A 13,551-nucleotide genomic window follows, 5' to 3' on the forward strand; every position below is an offset into this window, starting at 1 on the left:
TGTGACCGTGAGTGAAGGCAGCCTTTGCCGCCGCGGCGAGTGGTTGCGCTGCAGGTCCCCCGAGAGCCCGCAGGCCCGCGCCGAACTCGGCGACTTCGACCTGACGCTGGGGCTGGCGCAACTCCTGGGACCGCTACCGTTCGGCCGTCTGACCGGTGTCCGCGCCATCGACCGCGACGACTGCATCCGGATTGTCGACGACTTCTTCATCGCCCACCAACCGGCCTAGGGCGCCCCGCCGTCGGCGAAGATGGTCTGTCCGGTGACGAACGCGCAGACATCGGACAGCAGGAAGGCGATCAGCGCGCCGATCTCGTCGGGCTGCCCGGGTCGGGCGAGCGCGGCATCGAAACCGAAGTCCTCGACGAGCGCTCGCTCGAGGGCCTCTTCGTACGGATAGCCCTTGCTCTCCGCGACGTATCCACGGATGGCGTGCAACGCATCGGTCTCCACGGCCCCGGGCGCCACGCTGTTGGCCCGGATGCCTGCGTGGCCATGCGTGCGCGCGATGCCGCGGGTGAACGTGGCGACCGCGGCCTTGAGGCTGGCGTAGGGTAGCCGCGGTTCGTGCGGTGCGCGCACCGAGTAGGCCGCGGTGGTCACGATCGCGCCCTTGGTGGCGGTCAGATGGGGCAGCGCCGCCTGTACGCTGCGGGTCGTCGCCAGCAGCACGTCGTGAAACGCTGTGTCCCAGGCGTCGTCGTCGGAGTCGATAGGCATCATGCCCGCGGTGCCCATGGTGATGGCGATGCCGTCCAGCCTGCCCAGGATGCGGGCGGCTTCGTCGACGGCGGCGACCGCCTGGCCAGGCCGGCTCACGTCGTAGGACAACCCGTGGGCCGAGACGGCGCCGGCTTCGGCGACTTGTTGTGCGGCCGTCTCGGCGCGATCCGCGTCTCGCCCCACGACCACGACCGACGCACCCTCGCGAGCGAGCGCGCGGGCTGCCGCCAGTCCCATCCCCGCCGACCCGCCGACGACGACGTAGCCCTTTCCCGTCATTGCAAGATCCACGTCAACTCCCCGATCTGGTGAAGAAGCTCAGTGGCCGTTCGACGAACTCGAACACCACGCCGTCGGGTGAGCGCAGGAAGGCGATGTGCAGACCTTCGATCTTGGTCCCCGGCAACGGGCACCACACCGGATCACCCATGCGCTCAACCGAGTCGGGCACCTGCGCCAGCGCGTCATGCACGTTTTCCACCCGGAGCGCGCAGCGGTAGAGACCCTGGCGGTTGCCGCCCCACGGCACCGGTACAGCCGCGGTCTCGGGGTGCTGCACCACCACCAGTTTGAACTGACGACCGTCCTCGGCAAGAGCGTAACGCGCTACCACGCAATCGTTTTCGCCGGATGCGCCAGGACTCAGCTGCGCTCCCGCGACCGACTGCGTGCTCGGCGCGGCGAGTTCCTCGAACCCGATGTCGGTGAGGAACTCACCGGTTGCGGCTGCGTCGATCGCCGCGATCCGGATGCCGTCGAACAGCGCGCCCCCTGATGAGTCGGCATCGGGAGGCAACGCGGTCAACTCGATCACGACCCCGTCGGGATCGAGCGCGAGCACAGACTTCCCGCCGCCCATCAGACCGTCGACAGGATCGCCGACTTCCAGACCGCCCCGGCGCAATGCGGTCGCCGCTGCATCGACATCGGCAACCGCCAACTGCAGTCCACGGATACCGGGTCGCACGGGATCGGCACTCGGGTCACGGCTCAGTGGAGGCGAGTGATACTCGATGGCCTCCAGCGCGCAACCACCCCGCCCACCGCGGGCATCATAGAGAAACGCGGTGGCACAGTAGGTTTCACCGTCTAATCCCAAAATCGATCCGTCGGTGGCCACTTCCGGATCGGTGCGCATCCGCGCCGTCAGGCCAAGCACGTCACCATAGACGCGCTCGGTGGCGTCGAGCGCGGCACAGTTGAGGTTGACATGCAGGAAGCGCCGGGCGAGTTGCTCGGATACCACTACAGGACGACCGAGTTGATCTTGAACTCGATGATCTGATCCTCCGTGAAGCCGAGCTCGGTCAACACTGCATCGGTGTGCTCGCCATGCCCTGGGGCGCAGGTGAGATCCAGCGGCGTCTCATCGAATTGCACAGGGCTTGCCGCCAGCGCAAACTCGTTGTCGTTCGCATCGGTCACCCTGGGCAGGTATCCGTTGGCGAGGGCCTGTGGGTCACTGTGCACCTCGTGCGCGGTGTGCATGACGTCCCACACCCCGTCGAATCCCTGGAACGCCTTCTCCCAATGGGAGAGATCCTCGGACTCGAAGGCCGAACGCAACTCAGCGATGCACTCCTTGCGATTGCCGAATCGTACTGCCGCAGAAGCGAACCGTTCGTCATCGATCAGGTCGGTGCGGCCCAGTCGGGTGCAGAAGTCCGCCCAGAAGCGGTCGGCCTGCAGCAGCACGAACGCGATGAATCGGTTGTCGCGGGTCTTGTAGATGCTGGCCACCGGGTTGGGCATCTCGTCGAGGTTGAACTTCGGAATGTCCTGACCGGTCACCCCTGATCCGACGATGTCCGGACCGAGCTGCCAGATCGCGGCGTTGAGAAGCGACACGTCGACCACCGACGGCTCGCCGGTGCGCTCGCGCTTCACCAGTGCCGCCGCGATGCCACCCGCGATCGCCAAGCCGCCGTAGGAATCGCCGAACGCGGGACGCTGGATCGGCGGGTACGAACCGTCGCCGGCCGAGTAGGCGTCGCCGATGCCGCCGCGTGCCCAGTACGCCGCCAGGTCGAAACCACCCTGAGCGGCCAGATCGCCCTTGATGCCGTAACCGTGGCCGCGTGCGTAAATGATGTTCGGGTTGCGTGCCCGGACCTGTTCGACATCGATGCCCATCCGCTGCCGGGAGTCCGGCAACAGGTTGGTGACGAACACGTCGGCGGTCGCGATCAGCTTCATCAACAGCTCCAGCCCTTCGGGGGTGGAGGTGTCCAGGCCGATGCTGCGCTTGCCGCGGTTGGGCTGCTCGATGAAGTGGTTCACTCCCCCTGCGCCGGTGACGATCCCGGAGCTGATCAGGCCACGCTGCGGATCACCGGTTTCGGGGTGCTCGACTTTGATGACGTCGGCGCCCCAGTCAGCCAGCACAGCGCCAGCCGCGGGGACGAACGTCCACGCCGCCAGCTCGACGACGCGGATTCCACTGAGAATGTCGGACATTGGTTCCTTTGCTTGGTGATCGGGTTAATACGCGATGACTTTGGTCTGCAGGTGCTGCTCGAAGCCCTCGACCCCGTTCTGCCTGCCGATGCCGCTCATCTTGTATCCGCCGAACGGAGCGTCGGCGCCGTAGAAGATCGCGTTGTTGACGTTCACCGATCCGGTTCGGATGCGCCGCGCAACTGCCATCGCCCGCTCCGGGTCGCCAAGCACGGTGCCGGCAAGCCCGTAGATCGAGTTGTTGGCCATCTCGACGGCACCGTCGTCGCTGCCGTCGTACGGGGTGATCGTGATGACCGGGCCGAAGATCTCCTCCTGGAAGACGCGATGATCGGGGCGGACGTCAGCGAGGATCGTTGGGGCGACGAAGTATCCGCGGTCCAAGCCCTCGGGTTTACCGCCGCCTACTGTCACCCGGGCACCCTGCTCCTTTGCGATCCGTATGTAGTCCAGCACGCGGTCACGCTGTTTGGCCGAGATGAGCGGGCCGCAGAAGTTGGCCGGATCGGCGGGGTCACCGATGGTGACCGAGGCGAACGTCGTGGTGGCCAGTTCGACGGCTTCGTCGTAGCGCGCGCGGGGCACCAGCATGCGGGTCGTCAGCGCACAGCCCTGACCGGAGTGCATGAGTGCGCCGATACACCCGGGGACGGTCGTGGCCAGGTCGGCGTCCTCGAGCAGCAGGTACACCGATTTGCCGCCCAACTCCATCAGGTTGCGTTTCATGGTGGCAGCAGACAGCCTGCCGATGAGTTCGCCGACCGCGGTGGACCCGGTGAAGGAGATCATGTCTACCCGCGGGTCCGTCACCAGACGCTGCGCGACGTCGTTGTCCGATGCGGTGACGACATTGACCACACCCGCTGGGATGTCGGTCTTCTCGGCGATGACGCGGCCCCATCGAAGCGCAGTCCACGGTGTCTCGATAGGCGCCTTGAGCACCATCGTGTTGCCGGTGGCCAGAATCTGGCCCACCTTGTTGGCGATGATCTCGATCGGGAAGTTCCACGGCGTGATCGCGCCGACGACACCCATCGCCTCCTTGACCACGACACGGTTGTAGGGCACTCCCATCAGGGCGGCCTCGTCGAGCTGCCGCTCCCAGGCGAAGTCGGAGATGTACTGGGCAGGCCAGCGGATCCCATCGGCCAGTGGCCACTCCAACTGAGCTATATAGGTCATGCCCAGGGGAGCCCCCGCCTCGGCGATCACCTCGGCCCGCATGTCCTCCTTTTCCTGCTGGAGTGCGTCGTGCAACTGCATCAGGCAGTGCTGCCGGAACTCCCGGTTGGTCGCCCAGTCGGTGGTGTCGAAGGCACGCCTGGCGGCGGCGATGGCCTCATCGATGTCCCCGGCGCCGGCGTCGGCGGTGACGCCGAGCACCTCCTCGGTGGCGGGGTTGACGTTGTCGGCCGTCCGACCGCCTGCAGCGTCGCGCAGCTGCCCGTCGATGAGTAGGCGGGTCTCGGGGTTGAAGTTGACGGTGGCGGCGGCAATCGGTGAAGCCGTCATTGGCAGTCCCTCTCACAGAAGTGGCGGTGTGGGCTATTGTACCCACTTATAGATAACTGTTTAGCTGATTCGGTTGTAGCTGCCGGATCTGGCCTTCATGAAGGGGGGAACGGGTTGTCCGCCCCTGTCGACAATGCCGTAGTCGAGTACGTCGCGCATGTCGCCCTGTACCGCCAGGAATTCCGCCGGTATCTGCGCGAGCTGGAGGTCGCCGACCAGTGGCGCACCGCCGTGTTCTCCAGCGCCGAGGACGGCCTGGCCCACGACGCCACGATGATGGCCCGCCTGCATGCCGACGGCTGGAACCGGTACGGCTGGCCCGAAGCGGCAGGCGGCCTCGGTGGCAACGAGATCCATCGCGCCGTGTACTACGAGGAACTCGGGCACGCGATGCTGCCGATCCCAGCCCAGCAGTGGACGCTGGAGACACTGGGCCCCGCCCTGATCCGGTTTGCACCGGACCTGGCCGCGACCTACATGCCGGGCTATCTCAGCGGCGCCGAGTGGTGGGGGCAGAGCTTCTCCGAGCCGGAGTCCGGCAGCGACCTGGCCACTCTGCGCACCCGCGCCGTCGACGACGGGGCAGGCGGGTTCGTCGTCAACGGTCAGAAGATCTGGACCAGCCAGGGACCGACGGCCAAACGCCTGCTTGCCCTCGTGCGCACCGGTACGCCCGAGAGTCGCCACCGAGGCCTGACCATGATGATGATCGACGCCGACGCGCCGGGTGTCACCATCCGGCCGATTGCGCTGGCCAGCGGGCGCCGTGAGCTGGCCGAGGTGTTCTTCGACGATGTGCGGGTCGACCGCGAGCGCGTGGTCGGCGACGTCGACGGCGGCTGGGCTGTCGCGATGCATCTCATGCAGTACGAACGCGGCATGTACGGCTACGCGGTGCTCAACAAGGTCCTCGTCGAGCTCGGCAGGTTGCGAGAGGACATGGTGACCGCGGGTACGACCCCTGCACAGCGTCAACGCTTCGCCGGTGTCTACGTCGACGTCGTGGCCGCACAGGCCCGAACCGCGACCACCGTCCGTCGACTGGCCGCTGGCGAGGCGGTCGGTGCGGACAGCAGCATCGACAAATTGCTCTTCGGCCGTGCCGAGAAAAAGGCGAACGACCTGATCCTCGAGATCACCAGGGAACAGATGATCGCCGGAGCGGCGACATCCGGCTCGGCCACCGGTCGGGGCGGCGCAGCGCTTGACACCGCGCGCGCCGAGTGGTGGTACTCGCGGGCTGCGACCGTGATGGGCGGCACCGCAGAAGTGCAACGCGGCATCATCGCCGACCACATCCTCGGGTTGCCGAAGGAAAGCAGAGGGCAGCGGAAGTGACCGACGAAACATGGCCCATGGTGGAGGAGGCCGTTTTCCGCCTCTTCGAGGAACTGGCAGGCAAGGTCGGCGACGATCAGCAGCACGTGGCGATCGGACCGCGGCTGGCCGAGCTGGGCTGGACGGACATCGAGTCGGAATACCCCGTCGAGGCATGCGAGCTGCTGTTCCGCGCGCAGGGCCGGACGCTCGCCCACACCGACTGCCTCGACCGCGTGATGCTCGCCGAGCTGGGCAGCCTTCTGGACGGACCCGCCGACCACGTCCTGCTCCCGGCATTGAACCCTGGCTATGTCCCCGGTTCCGACGATGCCCGGGTGTCGGGCATCGTCCTCGGGCCGCTCGAGGGTCGGCTCGTGGTGCCGGTGTCCGGCGCCGTGGGAACGGTGTCGGTGGGCGTCGTGGAGGCCACCCGGCTCGAGGGCCGGCGCCTGGATACCTTTGATCCGTCGGCGTTCTGGACCCAGGTGAGCGGGCCGTTCGACGCCCCTCTGGTCGAGGCATCGACCGAATGGAACCGGGCGATCGGTGCGGCGCATCGCGCACTCGCCACCGAATTGGTGGCGCTTGCCGAGCGGGCGTTGCACATCGCGGTCGAGCACGTCAGCGTCCGGGTGCAGTTCGGTGCCCCGATCGGGTCGTTGCAGTCACCTCGTCACGCCCTGGCCGATGCGGCCGCGGAACTCGAAGGCGCACGCGCCCTGCTGGGCGAATCATGGCGATTCGGCGGCCGGCTGTCGGCGCTCACCGCGAAGGCCGCCGCGGGACGGGCACACCGGGCGGTCAGCGATGTGGCGCTTCAGGTGTGCGGGGCGATCGGCCTGACCGCCGAGCACGATCTGCACCGCTTTGTCACGCGCGGTTTCCAGGTCGACGCGCTGTGCGGGTCGCACGATCAGCTCGAGGCGCTGCTCGGTGAGCGACTCTTCGACATCTACGCTCCCGGCCGCGCGTTGCCGGCCATCGTCTCCTGGACCAAGTAAAGGACGGTCATGCGCCGCAACATCTTTGACGAAATTCACGACGATTTCCGAGCCACCGCCCGGGAGTTCTTCGAACGCGAATGCGTGCCGAACATCGAGAAGTGGGAACGCGACGGCAAAGTCAGCCGCGAAGCGTGGCTGGCCGCGGGCGAGCACGGTCTGATCGGCTGGGAGTTCGACGAGCGATATGGCGGCCTCGGCGTCAAGGACTTCCGGTTCAACCAGATCATCTCCGAGGAGATGTTCGCCACCGGCTCGGTAGGCATCGGCCTCGGGGTGCAGAACGACATTCTGATGCCCTACCTGCAGAACCTCACCACCGACGAGCAGAAGGAGCGCTGGCTGCCCGGCTTCGTCAGAGGGGAACTGATCGGTTCCATCGCGATGTCCGAGCCCGCTGCCGGGTCGGACCTGGCCGGCATCAAGACCACGGCGCGCGACGAAGGTGACCACTGGGTGGTCAACGGTCAGAAGACATTCATCAGCAACGGTCTACTCTCCAAACTGGTGCTCACCGCTGTGAAGACCGATCCAACGGCGCGACACAAGGGCATCAGCCTGCTGATGATCGAGGACGGCATGGAGGGGTTCACCCGTGGCCGCAAGCTCGACAAGATCGGCCAGTACTCCGCCGACACTGCCGAGCTTTTCTTCGAGGACGTCAAGGTACCCAAGGAGAACCTGGTCGGAGAGCTGAACCGCGGCTTTTACCATCTGGTCTCCAACCTGCCCAGCGAGCGCGTCGGTGTGGCCTGTTACGCGCTGCCCGCCGCCCGCCGGGCGCTGGATCTGACCAAGGCGTATGCACTGGAACGCACCGCGTTCGGACAGCCCATCGGAAAATTCCAGGTCAACCGCCACTTCCTCGCCGAGATGCAGACCAAGCTGGATGCCGCCCAGACCTATCTGGATCAATGCGTACTCTCGGTCAACGACGGCACCCTCTCCGATCAGGACGCCGCCGGTCTGAAGTGGTGGACCTCCGAGGTCCAATGGGAAATCATCGACCGCTGCCTGCAGTTGCACGGCGGCTACGGCTACATCAACGAATACGAAGTGGCCCGGCTATGGCGGGATTCGCGAGTCCAGCGGCTCTATGCGGGCACCACGGAAATCATGAAGGACCTCATGGGCCGGGCGATGGGATACTAGGCATGACCTTGGTCACTGGCGGGTCGTCAATGCGCGGCTCTACCCGGAGATTCGATTAACCTGCCAAATAGTTAGTTGTTTTCTGGATTTATACCGTCGGGGAGGTTGTCATGGAGGTCACCAGTCTTCGCGAACCGAAGATGGCCGATCGGGTGGCCACAGTGCTGCGCCGGATGTTCATCAGGGGTGAGATTCCCGAGGGCACCATGCTTCCGCCTGAATCGGAACTTATGGAACGCTTCGGGGTGTCGCGGCCCACATTGCGCGAGGCATTTCGGGTGCTCGAGTCCGAATCCCTCATCCAGGTACAGCGCGGGGTGCGTGGCGGAGCTCGCGTCACCCGTCCGCGGCGCGAAACGCTGGCGCGCTATGCCGGCTTGATCCTGGAGTACGAGGGCGTCACCGTGAAGGACGTGTACGACGCCCGGGTGACACTCGAGGTTCCCATGGTCGAGCAGCTCGCCAAGGACCGCAATCCGAAGGTGATTGCCGAACTGGAGCAGATCGTGGATCGCGAGTCCCAATTGAAACCCGGCAGCGACGCGGTCGATCAGCTCACCGACTTCCACGCTGCGATGGCGCGGTTGTCCGGCAACAGCACACTGCAGATCGTGAGCGACATGTTGCATCACATCATCGAAAAGGCGAATCGCTCGCTGCAGCCCACTGCCGGTGCGCGCGCCGAGCAGGCGGTCCGCCGGTCGGCCAAGACTCACCGGATGGTGTTGGACATGATCAAGGCCGGCGACGCCGAGAACGCCGGCGAGCTCTGGAAGCGGCACCTGCAGAAGGCAGAGGAGTTCGTGCTGTCCGGCTCCGAAATGTCCACTGTCGTCGATCTTCTCGAATGAGAAGCGTGGACGAACGGGTAAACGAGCACGATCTCGAGACGCCTGACTCGATTCAGGTTCGCTTCGACATCACCTACCTCGAAGCCGACCCCGCCGCCGCGACCGCGACGATGTCGATGCCGATGTGGCAGTACCGAAATCCGTTCACCGGGGCGCCATCGTTGGGGCCTTTGGCGATCTTGGTCGACGCAGCTGCCGGAATCGTCAACCACTACCGTCGGCGGCCCGGCCAGTGGACGGTGTCCAGCGAGTTGTCGATAGACCTCAGCCTCGGCGACGTCCGGGACCTGGATGGTCCCGTGCTGGCCACCGCCCATGCGTTCGGACCGTTGGGTGCCACGTCGCTGGGGATCTGCACACTGACCTACGACGGGGTTGTTATCGGCGGCGGCACGGTGCGCTCATTCTTCATCGACGCGGATGTCGGTGTCTCCAAGTGGCCGGCGGAAACCCTGGATCTGTCGCCCCAGACGTCGATTGCAGACCGGATGGCAGTTCACGTTGGGCCGGAGGCCGATGGCCATGTCCTGGTGCAACGTATCGACCCGAATTTGAACAATGACATCGATATCGTGCACGGCGGGGTAGCGGCGGCCGGCCTGGAGTTCGCGGCGTCGGCGGCGATCAACCACGGTCTACCCGACGCCCCTTTGCGGACCGCTTCGCTCCGGGTCAACTTTCTGCGGCCCTTCTTCGCCGGAGCGAACTCTCGCTACGAGGGCACACCGATGCGCGTTGGCCGCAACTCCGCAGTGGGCGACGCGAATGCCATCGGCGACGACGGCAAGGTCGCGCTCACCGCGCGCCTGACCGCCTACCGCTGAGCACCGCGTCAATTCTGCCCGCCTCGTCGACGGCCCGCAGGCAGACGGTGCAGAACGCAAATGGCGCGTCGCCCGCGTGGACCCATTGGGAGTGATGAGTCACATCCGAAGTCGAAGAACACGTTCCGGCGTCAACGCGGTATTAGGCGTGACCGGAGTGCGCGTCGCTAGGCGCAACCGCCGGGACAGGGGTTTCCTGGTGGCCCCGGCTCGGGAACCTACTCACCGATGGGCAGTTGCGGAACGGGTTGGCCGTTGATGACACCCGTTTCCTGAGTGAGGTCGATGTTGTGGTCGAGATCAGGCGCCATCGGCACAAATCTGCACAGGAATGTGACTGCGAGTTGACATGGGTCAGCCGCTGGATCGGCGGCAGCAGGCGCGGCAATGCCGAGTGCCGCCGGAGCAAGGCCCATGGCGACGATGGCAGCCCGCAACTTCATGGCCCTCACTTCTTGGAGCGTGCGCGGAAGGCCGCCACCCGTTCCTTGAACTCGGGTGTCGAGAACGAGGTCAACTCTTCTGCGAGCGCGTACTCCAACACACCCTGCGCAGCGCGGGCCAGGTGCATGTTGAGCGCCACCTTCGATGACCGAAGCGCCTGCGGGGGCAACGCAGCGAACCGCTCGCCCAGTGCCAATGCTTCGTCGAGCACGGCGTCGTCGGGGACGACCTTGGTGACCAGGTTCAGCTTCTCCGCAATGGATGCGGTGATCCGATCGCCCAGCAGGACGTACTCCTTGGCCTTCATCATGCCGATCAGCAGAGGAAGCATCGCCGCGCCACCGTCGCCCGCCGTGAGCCCGACCGCGACGTGTGGGTCGGCCAGGTAGCTGTTCTCCCCCATCACCAACAGGTCGCTCAGGAGGGCGATCGAGCAACCCAGGCCTACAGCGGGTCCGTTGACCGCGGACACCAGTGGTTTGGGGAAGTTGATGACCTCGAGAAAAACCGTTCGGGCCTCGTGGATTTGGAACGTACGCGCCACCTCGTCCTCGATCAGGCGACCGAACATCACCATGTCACCGCCTGCCGAGAAGGCCTTGCCCACCCCGGTGGTCACGACGGCTTTCACATCGGTGTCGGCGTCGAGCACCTTCCAGATGGTGGCGAACGCGTGATGCACCTCTTCGGTGACGGCGTTGAGCGCTTCGGGGCGGTTGATGCTGACAACGTGGACATTGCCGCGCTTCTCCACCAACAACCAGGGGGCGAACTGCTCGTAGCCGGCCAGGGTAGCGATCTCTGAAGTCGTCATGTGATGTCCCGTCAGTTCTTGTCGATGGAAAGGATGGTGACCGCCGACACCGCGGTCGGCCCACCGATGTTGTGTGCCAAGGCTACTCGCGCCCCGTCGACTTGGTTCTCGGCCTCACCGCGAAGTTGATTGAACAGTTCGTAGCACTGTGCCACGCCTGTGGCACCCGGGGGGTGCCCCTTGGCCTTCAATCCCCCACTCGGGTTGACTGGCATCGAGCCACCGACGTAGTGCTCGCGGCCCTCGACGAGCTTGTAAGCCTCGTACCTGTTGGCGAACCCGAGATCCTCATAGCTGATCAACTCAACTCCGGTGAAGCAGTCGTGCACCTCCGCGACGTCGATGTCGCGGGGTGTCACACCGGCCATCTTCATGGCAGCCTTGGCTGCCCGCACCGTCGGCGGGAAGCTGGTCATGTCGTTCTTGTGCTGGTGCATCACCCTGTCCATACCGAGCCCGACACCACGCACCCACACCGGTCGATCGGTATAGCGGTCCACGACGTCCTCGGCAGCCAGGATGACGGCGGCAGCGCCGTCACTCTGAGGTGTGCAGTCGTAGAGTCCGAACGGCTCCACCACGATCGGCGCCGCCAGCGCCTGCTCCACGGTGATCTCGTAACGCAGTTGGGCTTTGGGATTCTTCAGCGCGTGGAAATGGTTCTTCACCGCCACCATGGCCATATGCTCCTTGGTGGCCGGTGACTCGTGCAGATACCGCATCACGTGCAGCGCGAAGTTCGCCGGCGCGACGAGCCCGAGCGGATAGTCCCATGCGTTGTCGCGGGTCATCGCCGCCCAGTCCCAGAACGTGGTGTTCGAGGCGGTTTCACGAACTTTGTCCGCTCCGACGACGAGCACCACGTCGTACATGCCCGACGCGATCGCCATCGTTCCATTGCGAATTGCGTCATTGCCTGTGGCGCAGGCATTTTCGATTCGGGTGACCGGGATGTCAGTGAGATCGAGGGTGTCGGCGAGGATCCCCGACGGAAAGCCGTCAGTGGTGGACAGCTCGCCGAACCAAGCCGCCTCGATGTCTGCCTTCTCGATGCCCTTGTCCACCCCGGAGACGGCTTCGGCGTATGCCATCGGCACCAGGTCCTTGATGCCGAGTTCGAAGTGTTCGGCGAAGGGCGTCATCCCCGCGCCGACGATCGCGACGTTTCTCATGCGTGCGCTCCTTTCAAGGTGCGCCCCGGCCAGAACATGTAGCCGTAGTCGGGGATGCCGGCACGAACGGCGATTCTGCGCAGGACGATCGATCCTGGTTGCCCGATCGTCGCCTCGCCCGCGGGTACGCCGGTCACCTTGAGGAGCACCCGGACCGGACTGTCGTCGAGCTGTACCACCGCCAGCGAGTACGGGCTGGGCAGGTCGGGGACTGGGATGCGCACCGTGGTGTGCGTGTACACCGTGCCCGTGCGCGGCAAAGACTCGAGCCGGTACTCGGTGGCCAGGTGTCCGGAGTTGTCCACCCTCAGCCGCGGCGGAAACTGCGGCGCGGCGTCGATGCCAGGCCGCTCGTCGAAAACCGCTGCTTCCCAGCGGATTTTCGGTTCGAAGGCCCGCGCGTAGGCGGGCATCGAGATCGGGATGCCGATGCCTTCGGCGGTGCGGGTCTTCGGCAACTCCTGTGCTGGGTACTCGTCCCTCGAGAGCCGCGGTGGCTCATCCCCGAGTACGAGCTCAGCCGCGCTGATGCTGGACTGTTCGACGGCGAGCACCAACCCTCCCGCGCCGGACTCGATCGCGGCGGCGAGGACACGCACGACGGCCGCTGCGGAGACGCTCGTCTCACCGACGGCCGCCGACGTATCGAAGCCGCTCTTGAGTTGCGCCAGCGGCACCCCTGCCACCGCGGCGAGCACGGGCGTTCCGGTGAGGCCGAGGCGGTCGAGCGTCGAGCGCAATCCGACCTCCCGTTGCAGCCTGGGATCGGGGTACGCGTGCCGGGTACCGTCCTCGCCACGTGCCATCAACGGCAGGCTGCGGGTCTGACGCGCGATCGGGTTGACGGCGACACCACCGCCGCCGGTCAGGACCGCACCCGCACCCGCGGTTGCGTCGTTGTCGTCGGCGGCGACCACCAGGGTGCCCTCTGGGGCACCGACGATCTGATCCAGGACGGCGGGCGCGCAGCCGAGAACCTCGGTGACGGGCGTCGCGGCCGGCAGCGACAGCGCGGCCAGCAGCACCGCGCCGTTACCCCCTTCGAGGAGGGGGAAGTCGCGCGACACCAGCACCACGCGTTTCGCGGTCGCGTCGGGATCGGCGGCGCGTCCCGCGGCGACCGCCATGGTCAGCGCGTCCTCATCGGGCCCTTTCACCCGTCGATCCCGCACGGTCCACGGCGGCAGATAGGTGCCGATGGAGTCGATCTGAGTCATCGAGCCTCGTTTTGGTCATGGGCGTGTGACGCCGCTCAACTAATGCGCTATATAGTTATAGCAT

At 65.8% G+C, this 13,551-nt stretch carries 13 protein-coding genes and 1 pseudogene; 6 read left to right on the forward strand and 8 right to left on the reverse strand.

The window, feature by feature from the left end; translation table 11 throughout:
- Nucleotides 1-61: 61 nt before the first annotated feature.
- Nucleotides 62-229, forward strand: a pseudogene (locus tag DYE23_RS28615) (TetR family transcriptional regulator); the annotation flags it as partial.
- Here the strand turns inward: DYE23_RS28615 and DYE23_RS28620 are convergent.
- From DYE23_RS28620 to DYE23_RS28635, 4 genes are read right to left on the reverse strand one after another with little or no spacing between them, the layout of a single operon-like run.
- A complete protein-coding gene (locus tag DYE23_RS28620; protein WP_069412470.1) occupies nt 226-1,002 on the reverse strand; it encodes an SDR family NAD(P)-dependent oxidoreductase in 777 nt (258 codons plus the stop codon). The pseudogene DYE23_RS28615 and the gene DYE23_RS28620 overlap by 4 nt on opposite strands.
- A gap of 13 nt (nt 1,003-1,015) precedes the next feature.
- Nucleotides 1,016-1,969 (reverse strand): VOC family protein, encoded by a 954-nt coding sequence (locus DYE23_RS28625; RefSeq protein ID WP_115328775.1) that lies wholly within the window; start codon nt 1,967-1,969, stop codon nt 1,016-1,018.
- Nucleotides 1,969-3,180, reverse strand: a complete 1,212-nt coding sequence (locus DYE23_RS28630; protein ID WP_115328776.1) for a CaiB/BaiF CoA transferase family protein — start codon at nt 3,178-3,180, stop codon at nt 1,969-1,971. Before DYE23_RS28630 ends, DYE23_RS28625 begins: the two co-directional genes overlap by 1 nt.
- A gap of 24 nt (nt 3,181-3,204) precedes the next feature.
- The gene (locus tag DYE23_RS28635) at nt 3,205-4,692 is read right to left on the reverse strand and encodes an aldehyde dehydrogenase family protein (protein WP_115328777.1); all 1,488 of its coding nucleotides are present in this window, start codon (nt 4,690-4,692) and stop codon (nt 3,205-3,207) included.
- Nucleotides 4,693-4,806: 114 nt separating this feature from the next.
- On the opposite strand from DYE23_RS28635, the gene DYE23_RS28640 reads away from it, so the two are divergent.
- From DYE23_RS28640 to DYE23_RS28660, 5 genes are all read left to right on the forward strand, one after another.
- Nucleotides 4,807-6,030, forward strand: a complete 1,224-nt coding sequence (locus DYE23_RS28640; RefSeq protein ID WP_115328778.1) for an acyl-CoA dehydrogenase family protein — start codon at nt 4,807-4,809, stop codon at nt 6,028-6,030.
- 17 nt (nt 6,031-6,047) lie between these two features.
- Nucleotides 6,048-7,013 (forward strand): acyl-CoA dehydrogenase family protein, encoded by a 966-nt coding sequence (locus DYE23_RS28645; protein WP_115328779.1) that lies wholly within the window; start codon nt 6,048-6,050, stop codon nt 7,011-7,013.
- A 9-nt stretch (nt 7,014-7,022) separates the two neighbouring features.
- Nucleotides 7,023-8,165: an acyl-CoA dehydrogenase family protein gene (locus DYE23_RS28650; protein ID WP_115328780.1), complete on the forward strand. Its 1,143-nt coding sequence runs from the start codon at nt 7,023-7,025 to the stop codon at nt 8,163-8,165.
- Between the two features lie 110 nt (nt 8,166-8,275).
- On the forward strand, nt 8,276-9,016 hold the full coding sequence (locus DYE23_RS28655) for a FadR/GntR family transcriptional regulator (protein ID WP_115328781.1): 741 nt from the start codon (nt 8,276-8,278) through the stop codon (nt 9,014-9,016).
- Nucleotides 9,013-9,840, forward strand: coding sequence for a PaaI family thioesterase (locus tag DYE23_RS28660; RefSeq protein WP_115328782.1), 828 nt, complete (start codon nt 9,013-9,015; stop codon nt 9,838-9,840). The genes DYE23_RS28655 and DYE23_RS28660 overlap by 4 nt, the downstream gene beginning before the upstream one ends.
- A gap of 218 nt (nt 9,841-10,058) precedes the next feature.
- On the opposite strand, the gene DYE23_RS30685 is transcribed toward DYE23_RS28660, so the two are convergent.
- From DYE23_RS30685 to DYE23_RS28675, 4 genes are read right to left on the reverse strand one after another with little or no spacing between them, the layout of a single operon-like run.
- Complete coding sequence (locus DYE23_RS30685) at nt 10,059-10,283, reverse strand: fibronectin-binding protein (RefSeq protein ID WP_147292306.1); 225 nt, start codon at nt 10,281-10,283, stop codon at nt 10,059-10,061.
- A gap of 5 nt (nt 10,284-10,288) precedes the next feature.
- Nucleotides 10,289-11,098: an enoyl-CoA hydratase/isomerase family protein gene (locus DYE23_RS28665; protein WP_069412479.1), complete on the reverse strand. Its 810-nt coding sequence runs from the start codon at nt 11,096-11,098 to the stop codon at nt 10,289-10,291.
- Between the two features lie 11 nt (nt 11,099-11,109).
- On the reverse strand, nt 11,110-12,270 hold the full coding sequence (locus tag DYE23_RS28670; RefSeq protein WP_098002306.1) for a thiolase C-terminal domain-containing protein: 1,161 nt from the start codon (nt 12,268-12,270) through the stop codon (nt 11,110-11,112).
- Complete coding sequence (locus tag DYE23_RS28675; RefSeq protein ID WP_115328783.1) at nt 12,267-13,487, reverse strand: Zn-ribbon domain-containing OB-fold protein; 1,221 nt, start codon at nt 13,485-13,487, stop codon at nt 12,267-12,269. Before DYE23_RS28675 ends, DYE23_RS28670 begins: the two co-directional genes overlap by 4 nt.
- Nucleotides 13,488-13,551 lie beyond the last annotated feature (64 nt).

The organism is Mycolicibacterium gilvum, assembly GCF_900454025.1.
GTDB classification, from domain to species: domain Bacteria; phylum Actinomycetota; class Actinomycetes; order Mycobacteriales; family Mycobacteriaceae; genus Mycobacterium; species Mycobacterium gilvum.

Excerpts from the sequence above, each read along its gene's own strand:
- DYE23_RS28620 (WP_069412470.1), bottom strand. The coding sequence starts at position 1,002 with ATGACGGGAAAGGGCTACGTCGTCGTCGGCGGGTCGGCGGGGATGGGA.
- DYE23_RS28630 (WP_115328776.1), bottom strand. The coding sequence starts at position 3,180 with ATGTCCGACATTCTCAGTGGAATCCGCGTCGTCGAGCTGGCGGCGTGG.
- DYE23_RS28635 (WP_115328777.1), bottom strand. The coding sequence starts at position 4,692 with ATGACGGCTTCACCGATTGCCGCCGCCACCGTCAACTTCAACCCCGAG.
- DYE23_RS28645 (WP_115328779.1), top strand. The coding sequence starts at position 6,048 with ATGGTGGAGGAGGCCGTTTTCCGCCTCTTCGAGGAACTGGCAGGCAAG.
- DYE23_RS28650 (WP_115328780.1), top strand. The coding sequence starts at position 7,023 with ATGCGCCGCAACATCTTTGACGAAATTCACGACGATTTCCGAGCCACC.
- DYE23_RS28655 (WP_115328781.1), top strand. The coding sequence starts at position 8,276 with ATGGAGGTCACCAGTCTTCGCGAACCGAAGATGGCCGATCGGGTGGCC.
- DYE23_RS28660 (WP_115328782.1), top strand. The coding sequence starts at position 9,013 with ATGAGAAGCGTGGACGAACGGGTAAACGAGCACGATCTCGAGACGCCT.
- DYE23_RS30685 (WP_147292306.1), bottom strand. The coding sequence starts at position 10,283 with ATGAAGTTGCGGGCTGCCATCGTCGCCATGGGCCTTGCTCCGGCGGCA.
- DYE23_RS28665 (WP_069412479.1), bottom strand. The coding sequence starts at position 11,098 with ATGACGACTTCAGAGATCGCTACCCTGGCCGGCTACGAGCAGTTCGCC.
- DYE23_RS28670 (WP_098002306.1), bottom strand. The coding sequence starts at position 12,270 with ATGAGAAACGTCGCGATCGTCGGCGCGGGGATGACGCCCTTCGCCGAA.
- DYE23_RS28675 (WP_115328783.1), bottom strand. The coding sequence starts at position 13,487 with ATGACTCAGATCGACTCCATCGGCACCTATCTGCCGCCGTGGACCGTG.